Source organism: Kribbella antiqua (genome assembly GCF_004345665.1).
Classification (GTDB): domain Bacteria; phylum Actinomycetota; class Actinomycetes; order Propionibacteriales; family Kribbellaceae; genus Kribbella; species Kribbella antiqua.
Genome location: NZ_SLWR01000003.1, coordinates 167173 through 185833, shown reverse-complemented (window position 1 = coordinate 185833; position 18661 = coordinate 167173). Strand labels below are relative to the sequence as shown.

The window sequence follows — 18661 nt, the reverse complement described above, 5'->3', positions numbered from 1 at the left end:
TGCTTCATATTCGGCCGCGTCAAGGGATTCGCTACGCTGACCTCGTGGCCGCGAAGAAGAAGCGCGTGGTGATCTCCGACCCGCGGGCGATCCGGGCCCTGGCCCACCCCGCCCGGCAGCGGGTGATGGACGAGCTCTTCAACGGCCGCGTGCTGACCGCGACCGAGTGCGCGGAGCTGGTCGGGCTGACGCCGTCCGCGATGAGCTACCACCTGCGGGCGCTCGAGCGCTGGGGCATCATCGAACGCGCCGCCGAGTCGGGTGACGGCCGGGAGCGGCCCTGGCGGGCGGTGGCCGGCAGCCTGGTGGTCGAGTCGCAGTCGAACCAGGCCGGCCGGCTGGCGAGCCAGGCGATCATCCGGACCTCGGTGGACCGGATCCTCGAGCAATTCGCGGAGATGGCCGACGACGACCCGTGGGACGACACCAGCTCGCTGGTCCGGTCCCGGCTGTGGCTGACGCACGAGGAGGCCAAGCAGTTCGGCAAGGAGCTGAGCGACCTGCTCGACCGCTACAAGAAGGGCCGGACGCAGACCAGCCACCCCGCCGGGGCCCGGCAGATCAGCACGCTGACGGCCGTCGTACCGACCGGGAAGCCGCCAGAAGAAAGCTGAACCGTTAGCTACACAACCACGTATCCAGAGGTACCTTCGAAGGAGAGGTACTTTTCTGCCACCGGGTGGTAGTTATGCAGTCCTGGACACTGTGGTTGATCATCGCCGCCGTCCTCGGCGCCGCCGAGTTGACGATAGGCACCTTCGACCTGCTCCTGCTCGCCGTCGGCGGCCTGGCCGCAGCCGGCGCCGCCGGACTGGGGCTCGGTATCGGGTTGCAGCTGCTCGCGTTCGCCGTCACCGCCGGCGCGATGATCACCCTGGTTCGGCCGGTCGCGCGCCGGCACCTGACGGCGCATCCGCAACTGCGGACCGGAGTGGCAGCGTTGATCGGTCGCGAGGCTGTCGTGCTGAGCACGGTCGGCCGTGAGCCCGGCCGGGTCAAGATCGGCGGCGAGGAGTGGAGCGCCCGCTCGTACGACCCGGATCTGCTCATCCCCGCCGGCACCACCGTCGACGTCTTCGCCATCGAGGGCGCGACAGCCCTCGTCCATCCCCGGGAGGATCCATGGCCGAACTGATCATCGGGCTGGTCGTCGCACTGCTGGCCGTCGTACTGGTACTCCGGACGGTCCGGATCGTGCCGCAGGCACGGGCCAGCAACGTAGAGCGGCTGGGGCGGTACCTGCGCACCCTCGAGCCCGGGCTGAACATCATCATCCCGTTCATCGACCGGCCCCGGCAGCTGATCGACCTGCGCGAGCAGGTGGTCTCGTTCGAGCCGAACTCGGTCATCACCGAGGACAACCTGGTCGTCCACATCGACACGGTGCTGTACTTCCAGGTCACCGATCCGCGGGCGGCGGCGTACGAGATCTTCAACTACATCCAGGCGATCGAGCAGCTGACCGTCACGACGCTGCGGAACGTCATCGGCGCGCTGGACCTGGAGAAGACGCTGACCTCGCGCGAGCACATCAACTCGATCCTGCGTGGCGTCCTCGACGAGGCCTCCGGCAAGTGGGGTATCCGGGTGAACCGGGTCGAGCTCAAGGCGATCGAGCCGCCGCCGTCGATCAAGGAGTCGATGGAGAAGCAGATGCGGGCCGAGCGGGAGAAGCGGGCCGCGATCCTCAATGCCGAGGGCGCCCGGCAGTCCCGGATCCTGACCGCGGAGGGCGACCGGCAGGCCGCGATCCTGCGGGCCGAGGGCCAGGCGAAGGCGATCGACACTGTGTTCGAAGCGATCCACCGCAACGACCCGGACCCGAAGCTGCTCGCCTACCAGTACCTGCAGATGCTGCCCGAGCTGGCCAAGGGCCCAGGCAACACGTTCTGGGTGATCCCGTCCGAGGTCACCGCCGCGCTGCAGAACGTCACCAAGGCGTTCAACGGTTACATCCCCGAGGTCCCGAACGGCCGCAACGAGGTCCCGAACGGCCGCACCCCTGAAATTCCCCCGGAGTAGTCGTCCCGTCAAGTAATCGGTTGTCCGGGGGTGTCAAGATAGTGGCGTGGGGGAACCGTGGCACGCACTGGCGATCGTCATTCCGACCGGAGGAGTGGCGATCGTCGCTTATCTGGTCGTCGGTCTGGTCATCGGCGTCGAGAGCATGGGGGTGCCGTTACCCGGTGAGACCACGCTGATCGCGGCGGCGCTGCTGGCTTCGCAGGGTGACCTCAAGCTGGAGTTCGTGATCGGCGCGGCGGCCGCCGGGGCGATCATCGGCGACTCGGTCGGCTATTACATCGGCCGCAAGGCAGGCCGCGGCCTGTTCGAGCGCCTCGGCCGGCGCTTCCACCACTTCTCCGAGGAGCGCATCGTCCGGGCCGAGAAGTACTTCCATCGGTACGGCGTCTGGACGGTCTTCTTCGGCCGCTTCGTCGCCCTGCTCCGCATCTTCGCCGGCCCGATGGCGGGCATGCTCCGGATGCCGTATCCGCAGTTCCTGGCCGCGAACGCGACCGGCGGCATCGCCTGGGCGACCACGATCGGGCTGGTCGCCTTCCACATCGGCGACAACGCCGACAAGCTGTTCGGCCAGCTGTCCGTGTGGGCGCTCGTCGTACTGGCGCTGGCGGGCGTCGCGGCGTACTCGTTCTACAAGATCAAGCGGCGGAACCCCGCCAAGGAGCCCGAGTCAGCGGACGTATAGCGGGATGTGCCCGGTCACGGTCCCGGCCAGCTGGCGGCCGGCCATCACGGAGTTCGGGATCAGGTACCGGTACACGTAGGCGCCCGGCTTCTTCAGCGGGAAGGTGAACTGCGTCTTGCCCGCGCGCATCGGGGTGACCCGGACGAACACCCAGCGGTGCAGCTTCTGGTTCCACATCTGCAGCACAACGTTCGAGTTCATCGTCGCCGGGAGCACCCAGGTGTAGATCGTCGCAGCGCTGCCGACCTTCTTGTTCTGCCCGCCGGCGATCCCGGCCAGCGCGACCCGGACCACACTGCGGGTCAACGACGCTTTGCTGCTCGACGTGTCGGTGATGGAGCCCACTCTGCTGCTGACCGGGACGATGACCTTGTACGGCCGGGTCGGGCCGGTCACCACGCTGATCTCGTAGTGACCGCCGGCTGTCGTCTTACCGCGCCCCGCCGGAGTCCAGCGCGCCCCCGGCGTCGGCTGCGTCAGCAGCACCACCGGGACACCGGCGGGGGTGGCTCGTTGCTGAGTGCAAGCACTCTCCGGTGGGCAGACCACCTGTTGGACGACGACCCGGCCGCGGATCTTCGCCCGCAGGCTGAACCGCGCCTTGGACGGAATGGCCGCCGTGACCGAGGTGGTCAGGCCGAGTACCTGACCGCCGGCCCGCGCGCCCCACTCGTTCTGCACCCGGAGCTGGAACACGTACGGCGGCCTGAGGCTCTTGATCAGCTGCTGCGTCGACGTCGTACCGGCGCCGATCACCTCCAGCCGCTGCCCCGGCTTGGCCAGCACCGGGACATACCGCTGGGTCCGGTCCTTCACGTCGAGCGGGTCGTTCGGGGTGAAGTCCTGCGGCGCCGGCGGCACCGACCAGGTCATGAGCACGCCGTTCCCTCGCGGCGATGCGGCCGCGTTGATCGGCCGGACCGGGCCGTCGGTGTCGAAGACGTCCGAGCGGGCGAGCTTGCTGGTCACCCCGCCCTGCGACGTACCGATGGCGACCGCCACCTTGTAGTTGCCGTCCGCCGGAAAGGCCGAGGTCGGAATGGCCCAGCTGTTCGGCTCGCCCGCACTGAGATACTTCACGTACGACGGACTGGTGCTGAGCACACCCTCGATGGTGATCCGGTTCGGCGCGTTGTCGTCCTTCCAGGTGACCTCGACCGCCGTACGGCCGTCACCCGACCAGCCGACCGTGACATCGGTGGGGGTCGGATCCGACGCGCAAGCGGTCAGCGTGGCCGCGCCGACCACCATCGCCAGCGCCGCGGCAAGCACTCGCCGCACCCCGACCACCTCGTCTCAGCTGCCCCACAACCGACCGGGTGAACCTTACCCAGTATCAGGTACCCACCTCGGCTGCCCGTGACCACATCGTTGCCTCGGCGGCGTACCGTGCAAGCGAAGGGGGTCGACATGTCATACATCAGTACGGCGAAGGCAGACGACAGCTTCTACGACGCCAACCGGGACCCGGCCGGCTACATCCCGAACTTCGTGCAGCTCTTCTCGGGCCGGCCCGAGATCTACGCGGCCTGGCGGCAGCTGAATGGCGCGATCAGGTCCTCGATGGATCTGCGCCGCTACGAGCTGGCCACGCTGGGCGCGGCGACGGCGCTGAAATCCAGCTACTGCTGCCTCGCCCACGGCAAGGTCCTGGCCGACAAGTTCTACACCTCCGAGGAGGTGGTGGCGCTCGCGCAAGAACCGGCCAACGACCCGGTCGACCGGGCGATCATCGAGTTCGCCCGCAAGGTGGCGCTGTCCGCCGACAGCATCAGCCAGTCGGACGTGGACGAACTGAAGGCCGTCGGCCTCAGCGACGACGACGTGTTCGGCGTCGTCCTGGCCGCCGCAGCCCGCTGCTTCTTCTCGAAGACCCTCGACTCCACCGGCACGCCGCCCGACAGCGCGTACAACTCACTCCCCGAGAACCTCCGGGTCGCGTTGACGGTCGGCCGCCCGATCGATCACTCCGGCTGATTGCTCGGCTTGCCACCCAGGTGGAAGTTGGTGCTCACGCCGCTGTACATCAGGTGAGTAACCAGGCCCTGCGCTGCATGCGGCAGGTTGTGGCAGTGGTCCATCCAGATCCCCGGGTTGTCGGCGACGAAGGCTACCTCGTAGGTCTCGTTGTCCTCGACGTTGAGCGAGTCGGTCCACCAAGGGCTGCCGGTGGCGGCAACCCCGTCGCGGCTCAGTACGACGACGTGGTGGCCATGCAGATGCATCGGGTGGACCTGCCCGGACGTGTTCTTGATCGTCATCCGTACGACGTCGCCCTCGGTCACCATGAACATCGGAACGTCCGGGAACTGGTGGCCGTTGATCGTCCACCACAGGCCGGGCTTGCCGTCGAAGAAGCCGGGGCTGCGGCCGATGTTGTAGTTGAAGTTCCGGGTTGCCTTCGCCGGATCGAAACCGAGGTCTGCGGGTTTGCCGTAGGACAGCAGGTCGACCGGGTCGCTCGGCTGAGCTCCCGTCGGTGCGTTGCCGTCGCCGATCACCAGCGTCGTCGGCCCGCCGCCGAGACCGATCCGAACCGCTGATCCCTGCGGCATGGTCACCTGCAGGTCGATCCGCCCACCCGCGGTGACGACCACGGACTTGCCGCTCACCTCACTCGGTTCGTTGACGTCGGTCCCGTCCACCGCCATCACGCGGTACGGCGCTCCGTCGACCCAGGCGATCATCGGTCCGTTGTCGGTGTTGATCAGCCGGACGCGGACCGTCGATCCAGGCGCAGCCACCCGGCGTTCGCCGTACCCGCCGTTGACGGTCCGGACCTTGTCATAGGTGTGCACCGCGGCGACGACGTCTGTGGCCGTTGGCTGGACGACGAGTACGCCGTACAGGCCCTTCTTGACCTGCTCGTGTGAGACCTGGTGGGAGTGGTACCAGTAGGTGCCGGCGTCCTTGGCGACGAAGCGGTAGACGAAGCTTTGCCCGGGGCCGATGGCGTCTTGGGTGACTCCGGCGACGCCGTCCTCGGCGTTCGGTACGTCGACGCCGTGCCAATGCAGGGTGATGCCTTCGGGGACGGACTCGTTGTGCAGGGTCACCTGGATCAGATCGCCTTGTTTCGCGACGATCTGCGGCCCGGGCGAGGTGTGGTTCAAGGTGTAGCCGCTCATCGGGCCGCGGCCGGGGACGTCGAAGCGCTCCTTGCGCGCGACGAGATCCACCGTGACGTCGGCCGGCCCGGATGGTCCTTTGAGCGTGCTGACGTCCTGCCCGTGGTGGGTGTGCGTCGCCGGCCCGCCGCCGTAGTCGGCGTACCCCATTGCCATCGGCGACAGGTCACCGGGCACCAGGCTGCGCTGCCAGAACCACGCGATCGGCGCCAGTACGACGAGCGTCGCCACCAGCGCGATCACCGTACGGCGACCGGGCCGCTTCGCCATCATCATGCCGAAGCGGACTGGCCGTCAGTTGCCAAAGGCATCTATGCGGTCGCCTCGGTGCTGGTCTCGGCCGATGCCGCCGTGGTCACGGTCGATGAAGCGGCCGCCTTTCTGGCCGCGATGCCGGCGACCGCGAGCAGTGCGAACGCGTTCGCTCCGTGCAGTGCGCCGACCACAGGTGCACCGAAGGAGGCGGCGGCCAGCCCGAACTGCAACGCGACCAGGCCGAACACGTACAGCGCCCACCTGACGCCACCCTCGACCTTCGCGAAGAACGAGATGATCAGCAGCAGGATCGCGAGCAGCGGGATGACCATGCTCCCGACGATGCTGTGGATAAGGTGGCCGACGTTGGGGTCCGAGTTCTTGTCGAACACCAGGCCGTCGTCGGTGTCCTTGAGGACGGTGAACCACGCGAGTGCGATCGCCATCGCCTGGATCACCACACAGATCGAGATCAGGCCGGCCAACGCACGGTATACAGACTTCATAATTCTCCCCAACCCCCGGAAATCCGTTACCTCATGGTGAGCCAGGTCACCCCAACGCACAAGAGGGTTATGCCCAAAAGGGCAGTTAGTTGTTCCGGGCAAACGCTCGATACAGATCGTGCAGGGTCAGTAACGGTTCGTTGCGGACCGGTGTTGTCAGCTGCTCGGCGACCAGTGGCGCGAGCGCTCCAGTCAGGACCACCGGAGGATCCAGGGCCTGCTCGGCGCAGATGCGGCTGACGAGACCGTCGATCATCGCCGCGAAACCGTGGACGGCGCCGGACTGGAGGGCCTCGACGGTGTTCTTGGCCACCACCGAGCGGGGCCGGACCAGTTCGACCCGGCGGAGCTGGGCCGCCGCGTTGCCGAGGGCATCGGTCGCGGTTTCGATGCCGGGGGCAATCACCCCGCCGATGAAGGCGCCGGCGGGGTTGACGACGTCGATGGTGATCGCCGTACCCACATCGACGACGACACACGGAGCGCCGTACAGGTTGACCGCGGCGAGCGCGTTGGCGATCCGGTCGGTGCCGACCTCGCGCGGGTTGTCCACCAGCACCGGCAGTCCGGTCTTCACGCCCGGCTCGACCACGACACCCGGCACGTCGTGGTAGTACCGCGCGACCACTTCCCGCAGCTCGTGCAGCACATGCGGTACGGCGGAACACACCGCGATCCCGCTCACCGGCGACTCCCCGCTGAGCAGGCCCTGGAGCAGCACCGCCCACTCATCCGCCGTACGACGGGGATCCGTGCCGACCCACCAATGCCGTTTGACCGTGCCCTCGAAGACCAGGCCGACCAGCGTCCTGGTGTTCTCGACCGCGACGGCTAGCAGCATCAGGCTTCCCGGAGATCCAAGGCGATGTCCAGTACGGGCGCTGAGTGGGTCAACGCTCCGACCGCGAGAAAGTCGACACCGGTCTCCGCGACCGCGCGGGCCTGGTCCAGCGTCAATCCTCCGGACGCTTCGAGCCGCGCCCGGCCCGCCACCTTCGAGACCGCGTCAACCAGCTGCGGCACGTCCATGTTGTCCAGCAGGATCAGCTCGGCACCGGACTCGACCGCGATCAGCGCGTCCTCGACCGAGTCCACCTCGACCTCGATCGCGATGTCCGGATAGGCCTTGCGGACCAGGCGAAACGCCTCGGCGACCCCACCGGCGGCGATCACGTGGTTGTCCTTGATCAGCGCCGCATCGGACAAGCCCATCCGGTGATTCTTGCCGCCGCCGCAGCGAACGGCGTACTTCTCCAGGATCCGCAGCAGGGGCATGGTCTTGCGGGTGTCGCGGATGACCGCGCCGGTCCCCTCGACCGCGTCCACCCAGCGGCGCGTCAGTGTGGCGACGCCGGAGAGGTGGCAGAGCAGGTTGAGGGCGGTGCGCTCGGCGGTGAGCAGCTGCCGCGTCTTGCCGCGAATCGTCATCAGTACGTCGCCCTCGTGCACGGAGGCGCCGTCGGTCACGCCGTGCTCGATCTCGACGTCGTCCGGCGCGGCGACCTGCCGCATCACCAGCTCGGCGATCTCCAGACCCGCGACGACGCCGTCGGCCCGGGCGACCAGCTCCGCGATCGACAGCTGATCGGGATCGACGGTGGACGTGGTGGTGACGTCGACGCCGCCGGCCAGGTCCTCCTCGATGGTGGCCCGGACGAGGTCGACGACCCGTTCCCTGTCGACGGTCTCATCCATGCTGGTGATTCTCCTCGGTCTTGTGCGGCACAAACGTCGTACGTGGGCCCTCGGCGGGAAGGGTGATGTCCAGATTGCCCGACCAGTTCAGGTCGTCGCGATCCGGGTGGTCCTCACGCCAGTGCGAGCCGCGGCTTTCCTCGCGCGCGGTGGCGGCGGCGATCAGCGCGGACGCGACCGTGACCAGGTTCGTCGCCTCCCAGCCCGGCGTACCAGGCTCACCGGCCGGCTGCTCGATCAGCTTGCCGAGCGTCGCCCCTGCCTCGGACAACCCGGTCGCGCTCCGGATCACTCCGGCTCCAACTGTCATCACCCGCTCCAGCTCAGGTACGACGTCCGCGTCGACCAGCCCGGGCACTCGGGTGTCGGCCGCTGGCTCGCGCAGCTCGGGCAACTCGTTGGCCAGCTGTGCGGCGATGCGACGAGCGAAGACGAGGCCTTCGAGCAGGGAGTTCGAGGCGAGGCGGTTGGCGCCATGAACTCCCGTACACGCAACCTCACCGCAGGCGTAGAGCCCGGGCACGGACGTCTGCCCGTGCAGGTCGGTCCAGACACCACCGGACGAGTAGTGGCACGCCGGCGCGACCGGGATCAGCTCGCGCACCGGGTCGATACCGTGCGACCGGCAGGACGCCAGGATGGTGGGGAAGCGGACCCGCCACTTCTCGTCGCCGAAGTGCCGGGCGTCGAGATAGACGTGATCCTTGCCGGTGGCAAGCATCTGCCGCATGATCGCCTTCGCCACGATGTCCCGCGGCGCCAGGTCGGCCAGCTCGTGCTGACCTTGCATGAACCGATTGCCCTCGTGATCCACCAGGAAGGCGCCCTCACCCCGGACGGCCTCGGACACCAACGGCTGCTGGCCTTTCGCGCTCTTGCCCAGCCACAGCACGGTCGGGTGGAACTGCACGAACTCCAGGTCACGCACCTTCGCCCCGGCCCGCAGCGCGAGTGCCATGCCGTCACCAGTCGACACGCTCGGGTTCGTCGTCGCGGCGTACAACTGGCCGATGCCGCCCGATGCGAGGATCACCGCGCGACTCCGGATCGCGCCGACACCGTCGAGTTGGCCCTCACCCATCACGTGCAACGTGACCCCAGCGACGGCGCCATCCGACGCGGTTAGCAAGTCGATGACCAGCGCGTGCTCGATCAACCGGATGTCTTTGGCCCGCTTCACCGCCGCGACCAGCGCTCGCTCGATCTCCGCTCCGGTCGCGTCACCACCGGCGTGGGCGATGCGGTTGCGGTGATGCCCACCTTCCCGCGTGAGCGACAGATCCCCGTCGATGGTGTCGAACCGCGCGCCCAGGTCGATCAGGTCGCGCACCGCGTCCGGTCCCTCGGTCACCAGCGCCCGTACGGCGTCCTCGTCGCAGAGCCCGGCGCCGGCGACCAGGGTGTCGTGCAGGTGGTCCTCGGGCGAGTCCTCCGGGTCGAGGGCCGCGGCGATACCGCCCTGGGCCCACTGGGTCGAGCCGGAGGCGACGACGTCCTTCGTCACCACCAGCACAGAGCCGAGTTCACGAGCCTTGAGCGCGGCGGTCAGTCCGGCGATCCCGGAACCGATCACCACCACGTCGACGGTGTCGGTCCAGCCGGGTTTGGGCGCGGCCAGCCGTTGGGGCACAGCGGGAGCGGTCATTTGGTGACCGTATCAACCGATTTCATCGGAGCGTGATGGAAATGTTGTCAATGAGACGAGTCGTACCTACCCGGGCGGCGATCAGCATGCGGGCTTCACCGGGGCCGATGACCGGGCCGAGGTCGGGCGCGCGCAGGGCCAGATAGTCGATCTTCACCGATGGCACGGCCTCGAGTTCGGCGTGGGCGGCGGCCATCACGGCGTCCGGACCGTTCATCCCGGCCTTTGCGCCGGCGGTGAGGGCCCGGTAGAGAACCAGCGCCTCGTCACGCTCGGTCTCATCCAGGTACCGATTGCGTGAGGACAAGGCGAGGCCGTCGGCCTCCCGCACGGTCGGCACCGGCACGATGTCGACGTCCCAGTCCAGGTCGCAGACCATCTCGCGGATCAGCGTGAGCTGCTGATAGTCCTTCTCACCGAACAGGGCCAGGTCGGGCGCCGTCAGGTGCAGCATCTTGGCGACAACCGTGAGTACGCCGGCGAAGTGCCCCGGCCGGACCATTCCCTCCAGCTCGTCCGCGAGCGGGCCCGGATGCACGGTGATGGACGGCTCGTTCGGGTAGAGCTCGTCGCGGGACGGGTTGAAGACCAGGTCGACGCCTTCGTTCTTGGCGATCGCCAGGTCGCTGGCCAGCGTCCGCGGATACCGGTCGAAGTCCTCGGAGGGCCCGAACTGCAACGGGTTCACGAAGATGGTCAGCACCACGCTGCCGTCCGGCCCGACCCGCTCGCGGGCTTCCGCCAGCAAGGCCGCATGGCCGTCGTGCAAGGCGCCCATCGTCATCACGACCGCGCGTGGGCGGATCGCCGCGGCCGCTCGCAACTCGGCCTTCGTCTGGGTCAGTCTCATCGCGGTGCCTCCCCTGTTCGATACCGATCCAGCACCTCTGTGAAACGGGCTGCCGTCTCGCCGTCCAGCCGTCCGTTCGCTGTCGCCAACTCCATCGTCGCGCGGGCCAGTTCGGCGTACGTGCTCGCTGGCGGGTCCCGCAGTACCGCAAGATGTGCTGCCACCGTGTCGACATCGCCCCGGGCAATCGGCCCGGTGAGCGCATCATGACCGGACCGCAGCGTGTTGTCGAGGGTTGCTGTCAGGAGCGGCCGGAGTGTCGCAGCCGGATCCTCGATCCCCGCTTCACGCAGTACGGCGAACGCCTGGGCCAGCAGGGTCGTCAGGTGGTTCGCACCGTGTACGACGCCCGCGTGGTAGAGCGCGCGATGCTCTTCGGCCACCCACTGCACCTGCGCCCCGAGCGCCTTCACCAGCCGCTCGACCATCGCCCTGGCCTCGGTCGGCGCGGTCGCCGTGAACACGACGTCGTCTAGCTTCACGGAGTCGCCAGTGAAGGTCATCGGCGGGTGCAGAGCCACTGGAGTCGCCCTGAGCCCTTGCAGCGGCTTGAGACCATGCGCCCCGGACAGGTGTACGACGTACTGATCGCTGGTGAGAGGTAGTTGGGCCGCCACCTCGTGGATGGCGTCGTCCGGTACGGCGACCAGGACGACGTCGGACCGGATGGTGACGTCGAAGGTGGTCAGTACCGGTACATGCGGAAGAAGCCGCGCGGCGCGTTCCTGTGACGCGCGCGAGCGGGCGGTGACCCCGACCACCGGGTGTCCGGCGGACGCCAAGGCTGCTCCCAAGGCGCTACCGGCCCGGCCGGAGCCGACAATGCCGATGCGTTCCATGCTCACTCTCTTCGTTCCAGTCCCGGCAGGGCGGGTACCAGACGACGTGCTCTCAAGGGTAGTGCTGACAAGCGTGGACAGTCGCCGAGTCGTGAGTCACAGATGGGAGGATCTTCTGCGTGAGCGACAAGTGGGCGGAGCGGACCGGGCTGACTGCGGTGCTGATCACAGTGCCTTCGCTGGCGGACTACACCGACAGGTGGCGATCGGTGTCCAGGTCGACCGCGCGGCCGCAGGTTCCGTTGACCGAGCTGATCCCACCGCACGTCACCGTGCTGGTGCCCTGGGTCGTCGAGCCGACGTCTGACGACGTACGGCGGCTGGCTGAGGCTGTGGAGTCGTTCGAGCCCTTCGAGCTGAGCTTCCCGACGGCTGGGCAGTTCCCGAACGGCACGGTGTGGCTGCGGCCTGAGCCATTCGCGCAGGTCGTCTCGCTGCTGTACTCAGTGTTCCAGGCCTTCCCGGAGTGTCCGCCGTACGGCGGTGAGTTCCCGGACCCGCATCCGCACCTGACCATCTCGTCGGCTTCGCAGGGCGGTCCTGCCGTCCTTGCTGAGGCTCAGGCGGCTCTGGCCGCTGCACCTGCGCCCAGCGTTCTGCTCTCCGAGTTGGGCTTGTGGCGGGAGGACGAGCAGGGTGTGTGGCGGCAGTTCGACGCAGTACCGCTGAGTTGACGACCTTTCGAGAGGCGTGGGACGCGGCGCTCTACGGACCTGACGGGTTCTATCGCCGGGAGCGACCGGCTGCGCACTTCCGGACATCGGTGCACGCGTCGGAGCTGTTCGGCCAGGCCGTGGCCCGGCTGGCACGTGCGGTGGGCGCTAGCGAGGTCGTGGACGTCGGGGCCGGCTCCGGCGAGCTGGGCCGCGTACTGCGTTCTGAAGGCCTCGAGGTGGTCGAGGTCGAGCTGGACGACTCGCTGCCCTCTACCGCCGGCCTGGTCATCGCAAATGAGTGGCTGGACAACGTCCCGTGCGAGGTAGCCGAGCTCGACGAGGACGGCGTACCGCGCTATCTGCTCGCGGACTGGTCCCTCGGCGATGTTGTCGAGGGCAACGACCTGGCGTGGCTCGAGACCTGGTGGCCGTTGGCCGAGCCGGGTGACCGGGCCGAGATCGGGTTGACGCGCGATCAGGCCTGGGCTGACGTCGTCGGGCGACTCGCTCCCGGCGGCGTCGCCGTGGCGATCGATTACGGCCATGTGCGTGCGGGCCGACCGCCGTACGGGACCGTGACCGGCTTCCGCGCCGGCCGAGAATGCGACCCCGTGCTGGACGGCTCGTGCGATGTGACAGCCCACGTGGCCCTGGACTCGCTCGGCGGCTCCCTTGTTATGCAGAGGGATGCGCTGCAGGCCCTTGGCGTTAGTGCGGCCCGTCCGAGCCTCGAGCTCGCTCAGACGGACCCACTGCGTTACATCGCCGAGCTGTCGTCGGCTGGTGAAGCTGCGGAACTGCTGGACCCGTCTGGGCTCGGTGGGTTCGGCTGGGTGTGGACAGCCGCCGACGAGGCCGCCGTACGACGCGCTTCCCGGGCTCTGTCGGCCTGAGCCGTCACCAGCGCTGCCGCCACGTTCACGTCCTGGTGGAGGGCGACGGCGTTGGTTGGGCCTAGCGGGGTGTGTATGGCGACGTTCGCGAGGCGGAAGCGGCGCTGAATGGGTCCTTGGCTCAAGGCAACCGACTGGGTCTTGTGGTGCAGCACGACAGACGTCTGGCGGCTCACCCAGCCGCGGACTGTGACGAGGACCTGGTCGTCGGCGCCGTACGCGAGATAGCGCCAGCCAATCGGGCGTAACCACTTCACTCGCTCTGGCGCCTGGTGCATCTCGATGCGGGACAGGTCGAGACCGGGCAGCACGCGGGCTAGTACGCCGGCGACCTCTGCGCGGTCACCCACTGGCAGGAGTTGAGCGCCTTCTCGGGCGTCGTCGCCGTCGGCCGGGTTGCCTACAAGACCGGCGATGTCCAGCTCTACCCGGGACCAGCCGATCAGACGCCAGATGAGCGGCTCAGTGATCAGCAGGCCTTGCACGCGCCCAGGCGGCACAGTCTGCCGCTGCACGTCGAACAGGCCGCGCTTGGTCCGCAGGCCGTCGTGGGTCTCAGACAGCGTGAAGCCATGATTGCCGACGACCTGCTTCCAGATCGGCTGCACCACACCGAGCAGCAGCGGCAGACCAGCGAACAGACCGATGTGGAAGTCCAGCACCGTGGTGGCCACGATCAGCCAGACCAGACCGCCGACGCTGGCAACCACTGTGGACGACAGCAGCGTCGCACCGAGCAGACGGCTCGTCGGTACGACGAGAAGCGGCTCCGGCTCGGGCTGCTGAGGATCGTGCTCTACGGCGTGCTGTCCCTTGGCCCGGAGTAGAAGGAGCGACCGGAGCTTGCCGGCTTCGTCGTACGTGAAGTAGCTCAGCTTGCCGTCGCTCTTGCCGCCGCCGGCGACGTCCATCCGCAGCTCGGCCATCCCGAACAGGCGGGCGACGAACGGCTGCGCGACGTCGATCGCCTGGATCCGGTCGAACCGGATGATCCGGGTCCGCCGGAACAGGAAGCCGCTGTCGACCCGGATCGCCTCGTCGGTCAGCTGCCACTTGGTGAACCACCAGGACAGCGCGCCGAGCAGGATCCCGCCGACCAGGACCGCCAGCAGACCGATCCCGGCGAGCTCGAGATTGGTGCGCAGGCTCTCGTTGTTCACCATCGCGACCGCGGCGACGACGAAGTACCCCCAGCCCTTGACGAACGGCGTCAGCGGGTGGAGACGCGCACCGGTCTTCTCGCCGGCCGGCGGCGGGGCAGTCTGCGGCTCGGCGGTCGGGCTGGGCGTCGAGCTGGGCGTCGGCTCGGTCACAGGCCCCGCGGGCCCGGTCGGCCCGGGTGTCGGCTCGGTCACAGGCCCCACGCCTGCGCCTGGCCGAGGGCGGAGAGGCGGTCACGCAGCCGGCTCGCCTCGTCCGGATGCAGCCCAGGGATCTTCGCGTCGGTCGCCGGCGTGGCCGTGTGCAGCTCCACCGTCGCGATCCCGAACGCCCGCTCCAGCGGCCCGGCCGCGACGTCGACGAACTGCATCCGCCCGTACGGGACGACGACCAGCTGCCGGAACATGATGCCGTGGCTGACCAGCAGTTCGTCCTCGCGTTCGGCGTACTTCCAGGACCGCTGGTTCCGCCCGATCAACACCCACGCCCAGGCGAAGCCGCCCGCGACCACGAGCAGCCCGAGTACGCCGTACGTCCAGCCCAGGGACATCCCGAGTGCGATCAGCGCCACGATCGCGAGGACGCCGAAGATGATCGCAGCGTTCACCCGCCGAACCGCGGCCAGCTTCGGCGACACCGGCGTCCAGCTGACATCCGAAGGTGCGAAGAGGTCGTCCACACCCTAAGCCTGTCACGAATGTGTGCCGTGGACGGTGCAGGTTGAGTGATGCTGGCGTCCAGGTGCGTGCATCGCAAGGCGGAGGAGCGTCCTCGATGCGGGTTTCATCGTGGACGCTCCTCCAACGCAGCGAGGTGCGTGCCTGGGCGTCAGCAGCGCCAACCTGCACCGTCCACGGCACACTATGGGTTATGAGTACCGAAAGAGTGGTGGGAGTCGGCGCGGGAGCCGCTGGGTTCGACCCCGCGTACGAGCGGGGTGGGACCGGGAGCGGCTCGGAGCTGGCGACCACCGACATGGTGCTCAACATCGGCCCGCAGCACCCGGCGACGCACGGCGTGCTCCGGCTGCGGCTGACCCTGGACGGCGAGCGGATCGTCGGTTGCGAGCCGATCGTCGGTTACATGCACCGCGGCGCCGAGAAGCTGTTCGAGGTCCGTGACTACCGGCAGATCATTGTGCTGGCCAACCGGCACGACTGGCTGTCCGCCTTCGCCAACGAGCTCGGCGTCGTACTCGCGGTCGAGCGGATGATGGGCCTGGAGGTTCCAGTACGCGCGATCTGGCTGCGCACCCTGCTGGCCGAACTGAACCGGGTGCTGAACCACCTGATGTTCCTCGGCTCCTACCCGCTCGAGCTCGGCGCGATCACGCCGGTCTTCTACGCCTTCCGCGAGCGCGAGACCCTCCAGGCGGTGATGGAGGAGTTGTCCGGCGGCCGGATGCACTACATGTTCAACCGGGTCGGCGGCCTCAAGGAGGACCTGCCGTATGGCTGGCTCGGCCGCGCCTCCGCCGCCTCGGCCGCGGTTCGCAAGCGACTGCCCGACATCGAGGACCTCATCCTCGGCAACGAAATCTTCCGCGCCCGTACGGTCGGTGTCGGCAAGCTCTCCCCCGAACTCATCGCCCAGTACGGCGTCTCCGGCCCGATCGCCCGCGCCTCCGGCGTCGACGCCGACCTCCGCCGCGACGAGCCCTATCTCGCGTACGACGAGTTGCTCCGCGACGGCGTACTGCGGGTGGTCACCCGGCCCGACGGCGACTGCTTCGCCCGCTTCTGGGTGCTGCTCGAACAGGTCAAGGTCTCACTCGACCTGGTCGACGCCTGCCTCGACAAGCTGTCGTCGATGCCGGCCGGGCCGGTCAACGTGCGGCTGCCCAAGATCCTCAAGGTCCCGGAGGGCCAGACCTACGCCTGGACCGAGAACCCACTCGGCATCAACGGCTACTACCTCGTCTCCCGCGGCGACAAGACCCCCTGGCGACTCAAGCTCCGCTCGGCCAGCTTCAACAACATCTCCGCGTTGCCGGCCCTGCTCCCGGGCACGGTCATCCCCGACATGATCGCCATCCTCGGCAGCATGTTCTTCGTCGTCGGCGACATCGACAAGTAGCGAGGTTTCCGGAACATAGTTTGCGCTGGGTGGCAGTGATCTTCCGGAAAGGTCAGCCGCCGGTCGCCTCGCGGACCAGTTCGAGGAAGGGGTCGGCGATTCCGGCCGCCACCGCGACCGTGCCGCGCGACTCCGGGGTGTGCTCTGAGCCGTCGACGTCGAGCACCCGGACGCCGGCCTCGCGGGCGATGGCGACGCCGGCCATTGTGTCCCAGGGCTTGTTGGAGAACATCACCATCGCGTCGAAGTGGCCGGCCGCGACCCAGGTCAGCGCGGTCGCCGCAGTGCCGATCTGGCGGATCCGCTGCACCCGCGGGATCAGCAGCCGAACGACCTCCAGGCGCTCCACGTTCAACGCGTCGGCGTCCGGCCCGACCGTATAGTCGCCCGCGGCAACCAATGCGTCGATCAGGTCGGTGCAGTCGCTGCCGCGAATCGCCGTACCGTTGCAGGTCGCGCCCTGTCCTTCGGCGGCGGCATACCTCGTCCCGAGCGCCGGCTGGTCGATCACTCCCGCCACCGCACGGCCCTCGGCGATCAACCCTAGCGAGATCCCCCACAACGGCGCCCCGTGGACGAAGTTGACCGTCCCATCAATGGGATCGAGCACCCACCGAACCCCATCGGTGGCACCGCCCTCTTCCTCACCGAGTACGCCGATCTCCGGCGTCTCGCGCTCCAGGAACGCCCGTACCTCTCGCTCGACCGCGAAGTCCACCTCGGACGCCATATCCCGGTCGCCCTTGAAGGTCAGCGCCCCCGGCCGCCGCGAGTCCGTCACCACCCGCGCTCGATCGACCGCAGCCTCGGCAACCTTCAGCAGTCCGGCGATATCCACAGCCCCGAACCTACGCGACCGCCTCAAGCCGTGCCGGGGCTGTCCGATCTACGGCGCCAGGACCGGATCGCCGTGATGGCACCAGCGGCGAGGACACCCGCGGCGGCGGCTTGGCCGGCCTTGCGGCGGCAGCCGAGGTTCTTGCAGGACGGGATCGGGTACGGCTGGCCGGGATTCAGCTCGTGCGTCTCGTCGGCCGAGACATAGGCGGACGTGGCCGGCGCATCCCAGCCGTCCGGGTTGAGCAAGCGGTACCAGTCCCGGTCCTCCCAGGCGGTACGGCGGCAGGTCACGTTGACGGACGGCGACTCGAACGGCGTCGGGCCAAGCCGGCCGATCGGGACATGATCCTGGTTGTAGACCGTGACATGCCCGTTCGGGTCGTTCATCGTCACGGCCGGGTAGTTCGCGTCCAGCCCCATACACTGCAGTATGAGGTGCGGCTCAGGAGGCGGCCAGGCCTCGCAGCTTGAGGTCGACGACGGTGGGGGCGTCGGCCTGGGAGTGCTTGTCGCCGGCCGCGACGACCGTGGCGACCTCCTGGTCGATCTTGTCCAGCCGCTCGTCGATCTTGTCCAGCCGGCGTTGCATCAGGTCGACGAACTCCGCGTTCTCGACCACCCGGGCGCTGGTGATCCGCGAGTACTCCTGAGCCACCTGGGCCCGTTCGTCGGCATGGGCGAGGCGTTCGACCAGGAGCTGGTGACGGACCAGCAGGGAGGCGCCGATGGCGACCAGGGCAGCGACGACCGCGGCGGCGCGCAGGATCCACTGATTCTGCGAGAAGAGGGCGATGGACACGCCCGCGCAGACGATGACCAGCAGCGAGTTGGCGACGGTGAGAACTGTGGCCTTGGTTCGACGGCGGCTACCCCTTGACCCCATGGACCGACATGTTAGGGGGTTTCGTCGGGGTCCTCGGGAATGCGACACGCACGTTCGAGCAACAATCCGGCCGTGACGACCAGCACAGAGACCACCGCCGCGGCACCGGCCATGATCACACGGTTGCGGGGCCCGGAAGAGCTCACCGCTTCCAGGAAGGATAACGCGAACCCTGTGTAAACACCGGTGCACAACGCGCCGACGAACGCACTCGCCTTACCGATCAGCAGCAGGAACACCGCGCGGGACGGTTCGACCCGTTCGCGCCGTACCTGGATCCGCTGGTGGGTGTTGCGGGCCGCCGCGAACAGCAGCGCGGCCAGGAACGCCCAGGCGATCAGGGTCAGCCAGGACACCGCCGGAGCCACCCCGCCACCGGACTCGATCGCCTTGACCATGGTCAGGCCGACCGCCGCCCCGAGGACGGCTATCGCGATCAGCAGCCGGCGCGAGGTCGGCCGGACCGAGCCCGGGCGCGGCGGCTCCTTGCCAGGGGCCCGGCCGGGCTCGGTACCGCCGGACAC

General features: G+C 68.4%; 21 protein-coding genes and 1 pseudogene. 8 read left to right on the top strand and 14 right to left on the bottom strand.

Annotation, left to right across the window (positions count from 1 at the left end; all coding sequences use genetic code 11):
- Positions 1–44: 44 nt before the first annotated feature.
- The 4 genes from EV646_RS10295 (at position 45) to EV646_RS10280 (ending at position 2710) form a co-directional block, all read left to right on the top strand.
- Positions 45–614, top strand: a complete 570-nt coding sequence (locus EV646_RS10295; protein ID WP_158290939.1) for a winged helix-turn-helix domain-containing protein — start codon at positions 45–47, stop codon at positions 612–614.
- A gap of 74 nt (positions 615–688) precedes the next feature.
- Positions 689–1135, top strand: coding sequence for an NfeD family protein (locus EV646_RS10290; RefSeq protein ID WP_132146683.1), 447 nt, complete (start codon positions 689–691; stop codon positions 1133–1135).
- Complete coding sequence (locus EV646_RS10285; protein WP_132146680.1) at positions 1123–2022, top strand: SPFH domain-containing protein; 900 nt, start codon at positions 1123–1125, stop codon at positions 2020–2022. The genes EV646_RS10290 and EV646_RS10285 overlap by 13 nt, the downstream gene beginning before the upstream one ends.
- Positions 2023–2068: 46 nt before the next feature.
- The gene (locus EV646_RS10280) at positions 2069–2710 is read left to right on the top strand and encodes a DedA family protein (protein WP_132146677.1); all 642 of its coding nucleotides are present in this window, start codon (positions 2069–2071) and stop codon (positions 2708–2710) included.
- Here EV646_RS10280 and EV646_RS10275 read toward each other — a convergent pair.
- Positions 2696–3991 (bottom strand): hypothetical protein, encoded by a 1296-nt coding sequence (locus EV646_RS10275; RefSeq protein WP_241995729.1) that lies wholly within the window; start codon positions 3989–3991, stop codon positions 2696–2698. The two genes, EV646_RS10280 and EV646_RS10275, sit on opposite strands and share 15 nt — an antisense overlap.
- Before the next feature lie 129 nt (positions 3992–4120).
- On the opposite strand from EV646_RS10275, the gene EV646_RS10270 reads away from it, so the two are divergent.
- Positions 4121–4687 carry a carboxymuconolactone decarboxylase family protein gene (locus EV646_RS10270; protein ID WP_132146671.1) on the top strand — a complete coding sequence of 189 codons (567 nt, stop codon included), beginning with the start codon at positions 4121–4123 and terminating at the stop codon, positions 4685–4687.
- Here EV646_RS10270 and EV646_RS10265 read toward each other — a convergent pair.
- From EV646_RS10265 to EV646_RS10235, 7 genes are all read right to left on the bottom strand, one after another.
- Positions 4675–6114, bottom strand: a complete 1440-nt coding sequence (locus EV646_RS10265; RefSeq protein ID WP_132146668.1) for a multicopper oxidase family protein — start codon at positions 6112–6114, stop codon at positions 4675–4677. The genes EV646_RS10270 and EV646_RS10265 overlap by 13 nt on opposite strands.
- A 35-nt stretch (positions 6115–6149) precedes the next feature.
- Positions 6150–6599, bottom strand: coding sequence for a hypothetical protein (locus EV646_RS10260; RefSeq protein WP_132146665.1), 450 nt, complete (start codon positions 6597–6599; stop codon positions 6150–6152).
- Between the two features lie 85 nt (positions 6600–6684).
- Positions 6685–7440, bottom strand: coding sequence for a type III pantothenate kinase (locus EV646_RS10255; protein WP_132146662.1), 756 nt, complete (start codon positions 7438–7440; stop codon positions 6685–6687).
- Positions 7440–8294, bottom strand: a complete 855-nt coding sequence (gene nadC, locus EV646_RS10250) for a carboxylating nicotinate-nucleotide diphosphorylase (RefSeq protein ID WP_132146659.1) — start codon at positions 8292–8294, stop codon at positions 7440–7442. Before nadC ends, EV646_RS10255 begins: the two co-directional genes overlap by 1 nt.
- Positions 8287–9939 (bottom strand): L-aspartate oxidase, encoded by a 1653-nt coding sequence (locus EV646_RS10245; RefSeq protein WP_132146656.1) that lies wholly within the window; start codon positions 9937–9939, stop codon positions 8287–8289. Before EV646_RS10245 ends, nadC begins: the two co-directional genes overlap by 8 nt.
- Positions 9940–9961: 22 nt before the next feature.
- Positions 9962–10789, bottom strand: a complete 828-nt coding sequence (gene panC, locus EV646_RS10240; RefSeq protein WP_132146653.1) for a pantoate--beta-alanine ligase — start codon at positions 10787–10789, stop codon at positions 9962–9964.
- Positions 10786–11634, bottom strand: a complete 849-nt coding sequence (locus EV646_RS10235; protein ID WP_422386703.1) for a Rossmann-like and DUF2520 domain-containing protein — start codon at positions 11632–11634, stop codon at positions 10786–10788. The genes panC and EV646_RS10235 overlap by 4 nt, the downstream gene beginning before the upstream one ends.
- A 113-nt stretch (positions 11635–11747) precedes the next feature.
- Here EV646_RS10235 and EV646_RS10230 point away from each other — a divergent pair, with 113 nt between their 5' ends.
- Both EV646_RS10230 and EV646_RS40820 read left to right on the top strand, forming a co-directional pair.
- Positions 11748–12302 carry a 2'-5' RNA ligase family protein gene (locus tag EV646_RS10230; protein ID WP_132146647.1) on the top strand — a complete coding sequence of 185 codons (555 nt, stop codon included), beginning with the start codon at positions 11748–11750 and terminating at the stop codon, positions 12300–12302.
- Positions 12245–12934 (top strand): annotated as a pseudogene (locus EV646_RS40820) (SAM-dependent methyltransferase); the annotation flags it as partial. The gene EV646_RS10230 and the pseudogene EV646_RS40820, both read left to right, overlap by 58 nt.
- A 107-nt stretch (positions 12935–13041) precedes the next feature.
- Here EV646_RS40820 and EV646_RS10220 read toward each other — a convergent pair.
- Both EV646_RS10220 and EV646_RS10215 read right to left on the bottom strand, forming a co-directional pair.
- On the bottom strand, positions 13042–14532 hold the full coding sequence (locus tag EV646_RS10220; protein WP_132146641.1) for a PH domain-containing protein: 1491 nt from the start codon (positions 14530–14532) through the stop codon (positions 13042–13044).
- Complete coding sequence (locus EV646_RS10215) at positions 14529–15017, bottom strand: PH domain-containing protein (protein WP_132146638.1); 489 nt, start codon at positions 15015–15017, stop codon at positions 14529–14531. The genes EV646_RS10220 and EV646_RS10215 overlap by 4 nt, the downstream gene beginning before the upstream one ends.
- Before the next feature lie 191 nt (positions 15018–15208).
- Between EV646_RS10215 and EV646_RS10210 the strand changes: the two genes are divergently transcribed.
- Positions 15209–16414: an NADH-quinone oxidoreductase subunit D gene (locus EV646_RS10210; RefSeq protein WP_132146635.1), complete on the top strand. Its 1206-nt coding sequence runs from the start codon at positions 15209–15211 to the stop codon at positions 16412–16414.
- A 52-nt stretch (positions 16415–16466) separates the two neighbouring features.
- On the opposite strand, the gene EV646_RS10205 is transcribed toward EV646_RS10210, so the two are convergent.
- From EV646_RS10205 to EV646_RS10190, 4 genes are read right to left on the bottom strand one after another with little or no spacing between them, the layout of a single operon-like run.
- The gene (locus tag EV646_RS10205; protein WP_132146632.1) at positions 16467–17252 is read right to left on the bottom strand and encodes an inositol monophosphatase family protein; all 786 of its coding nucleotides are present in this window, start codon (positions 17250–17252) and stop codon (positions 16467–16469) included.
- 23 nt (positions 17253–17275) lie between these two features.
- The gene (locus EV646_RS10200) at positions 17276–17674 is read right to left on the bottom strand and encodes a hypothetical protein (RefSeq protein ID WP_132146629.1); all 399 of its coding nucleotides are present in this window, start codon (positions 17672–17674) and stop codon (positions 17276–17278) included.
- A gap of 22 nt (positions 17675–17696) precedes the next feature.
- On the bottom strand, positions 17697–18137 hold the full coding sequence (locus EV646_RS10195) for a hypothetical protein (protein WP_132146626.1): 441 nt from the start codon (positions 18135–18137) through the stop codon (positions 17697–17699).
- 11 nt (positions 18138–18148) lie between these two features.
- Complete coding sequence (locus tag EV646_RS10190; protein ID WP_241995727.1) at positions 18149–18661, bottom strand: DUF3180 domain-containing protein; 513 nt, start codon at positions 18659–18661, stop codon at positions 18149–18151.

Excerpts from the sequence above, each read along its gene's own strand:
- EV646_RS10260 (WP_132146665.1), bottom strand. The coding sequence starts at position 6,599 with ATGAAGTCTGTATACCGTGCGTTGGCCGGCCTGATCTCGATCTGTGTG.
- EV646_RS10195 (WP_132146626.1), bottom strand. The coding sequence starts at position 18,137 with ATGGGGTCAAGGGGTAGCCGCCGTCGAACCAAGGCCACAGTTCTCACC.
- EV646_RS10265 (WP_132146668.1), bottom strand. The coding sequence starts at position 6,114 with ATGATGATGGCGAAGCGGCCCGGTCGCCGTACGGTGATCGCGCTGGTG.
- EV646_RS10245 (WP_132146656.1), bottom strand. The coding sequence starts at position 9,939 with ATGACCGCTCCCGCTGTGCCCCAACGGCTGGCCGCGCCCAAACCCGGC.
- EV646_RS10210 (WP_132146635.1), top strand. The coding sequence starts at position 15,209 with ATGAGTACCGAAAGAGTGGTGGGAGTCGGCGCGGGAGCCGCTGGGTTC.
- panC (WP_132146653.1), bottom strand. The coding sequence starts at position 10,789 with ATGAGACTGACCCAGACGAAGGCCGAGTTGCGAGCGGCCGCGGCGATC.
- EV646_RS10290 (WP_132146683.1), top strand. The coding sequence starts at position 689 with ATGCAGTCCTGGACACTGTGGTTGATCATCGCCGCCGTCCTCGGCGCC.
- EV646_RS10255 (WP_132146662.1), bottom strand. The coding sequence starts at position 7,440 with ATGCTGCTAGCCGTCGCGGTCGAGAACACCAGGACGCTGGTCGGCCTG.
- EV646_RS10200 (WP_132146629.1), bottom strand. The coding sequence starts at position 17,674 with ATGGGGCTGGACGCGAACTACCCGGCCGTGACGATGAACGACCCGAAC.
- EV646_RS10285 (WP_132146680.1), top strand. The coding sequence starts at position 1,123 with ATGGCCGAACTGATCATCGGGCTGGTCGTCGCACTGCTGGCCGTCGTA.
- nadC (WP_132146659.1), bottom strand. The coding sequence starts at position 8,294 with ATGGATGAGACCGTCGACAGGGAACGGGTCGTCGACCTCGTCCGGGCC.
- EV646_RS10270 (WP_132146671.1), top strand. The coding sequence starts at position 4,121 with ATGTCATACATCAGTACGGCGAAGGCAGACGACAGCTTCTACGACGCC.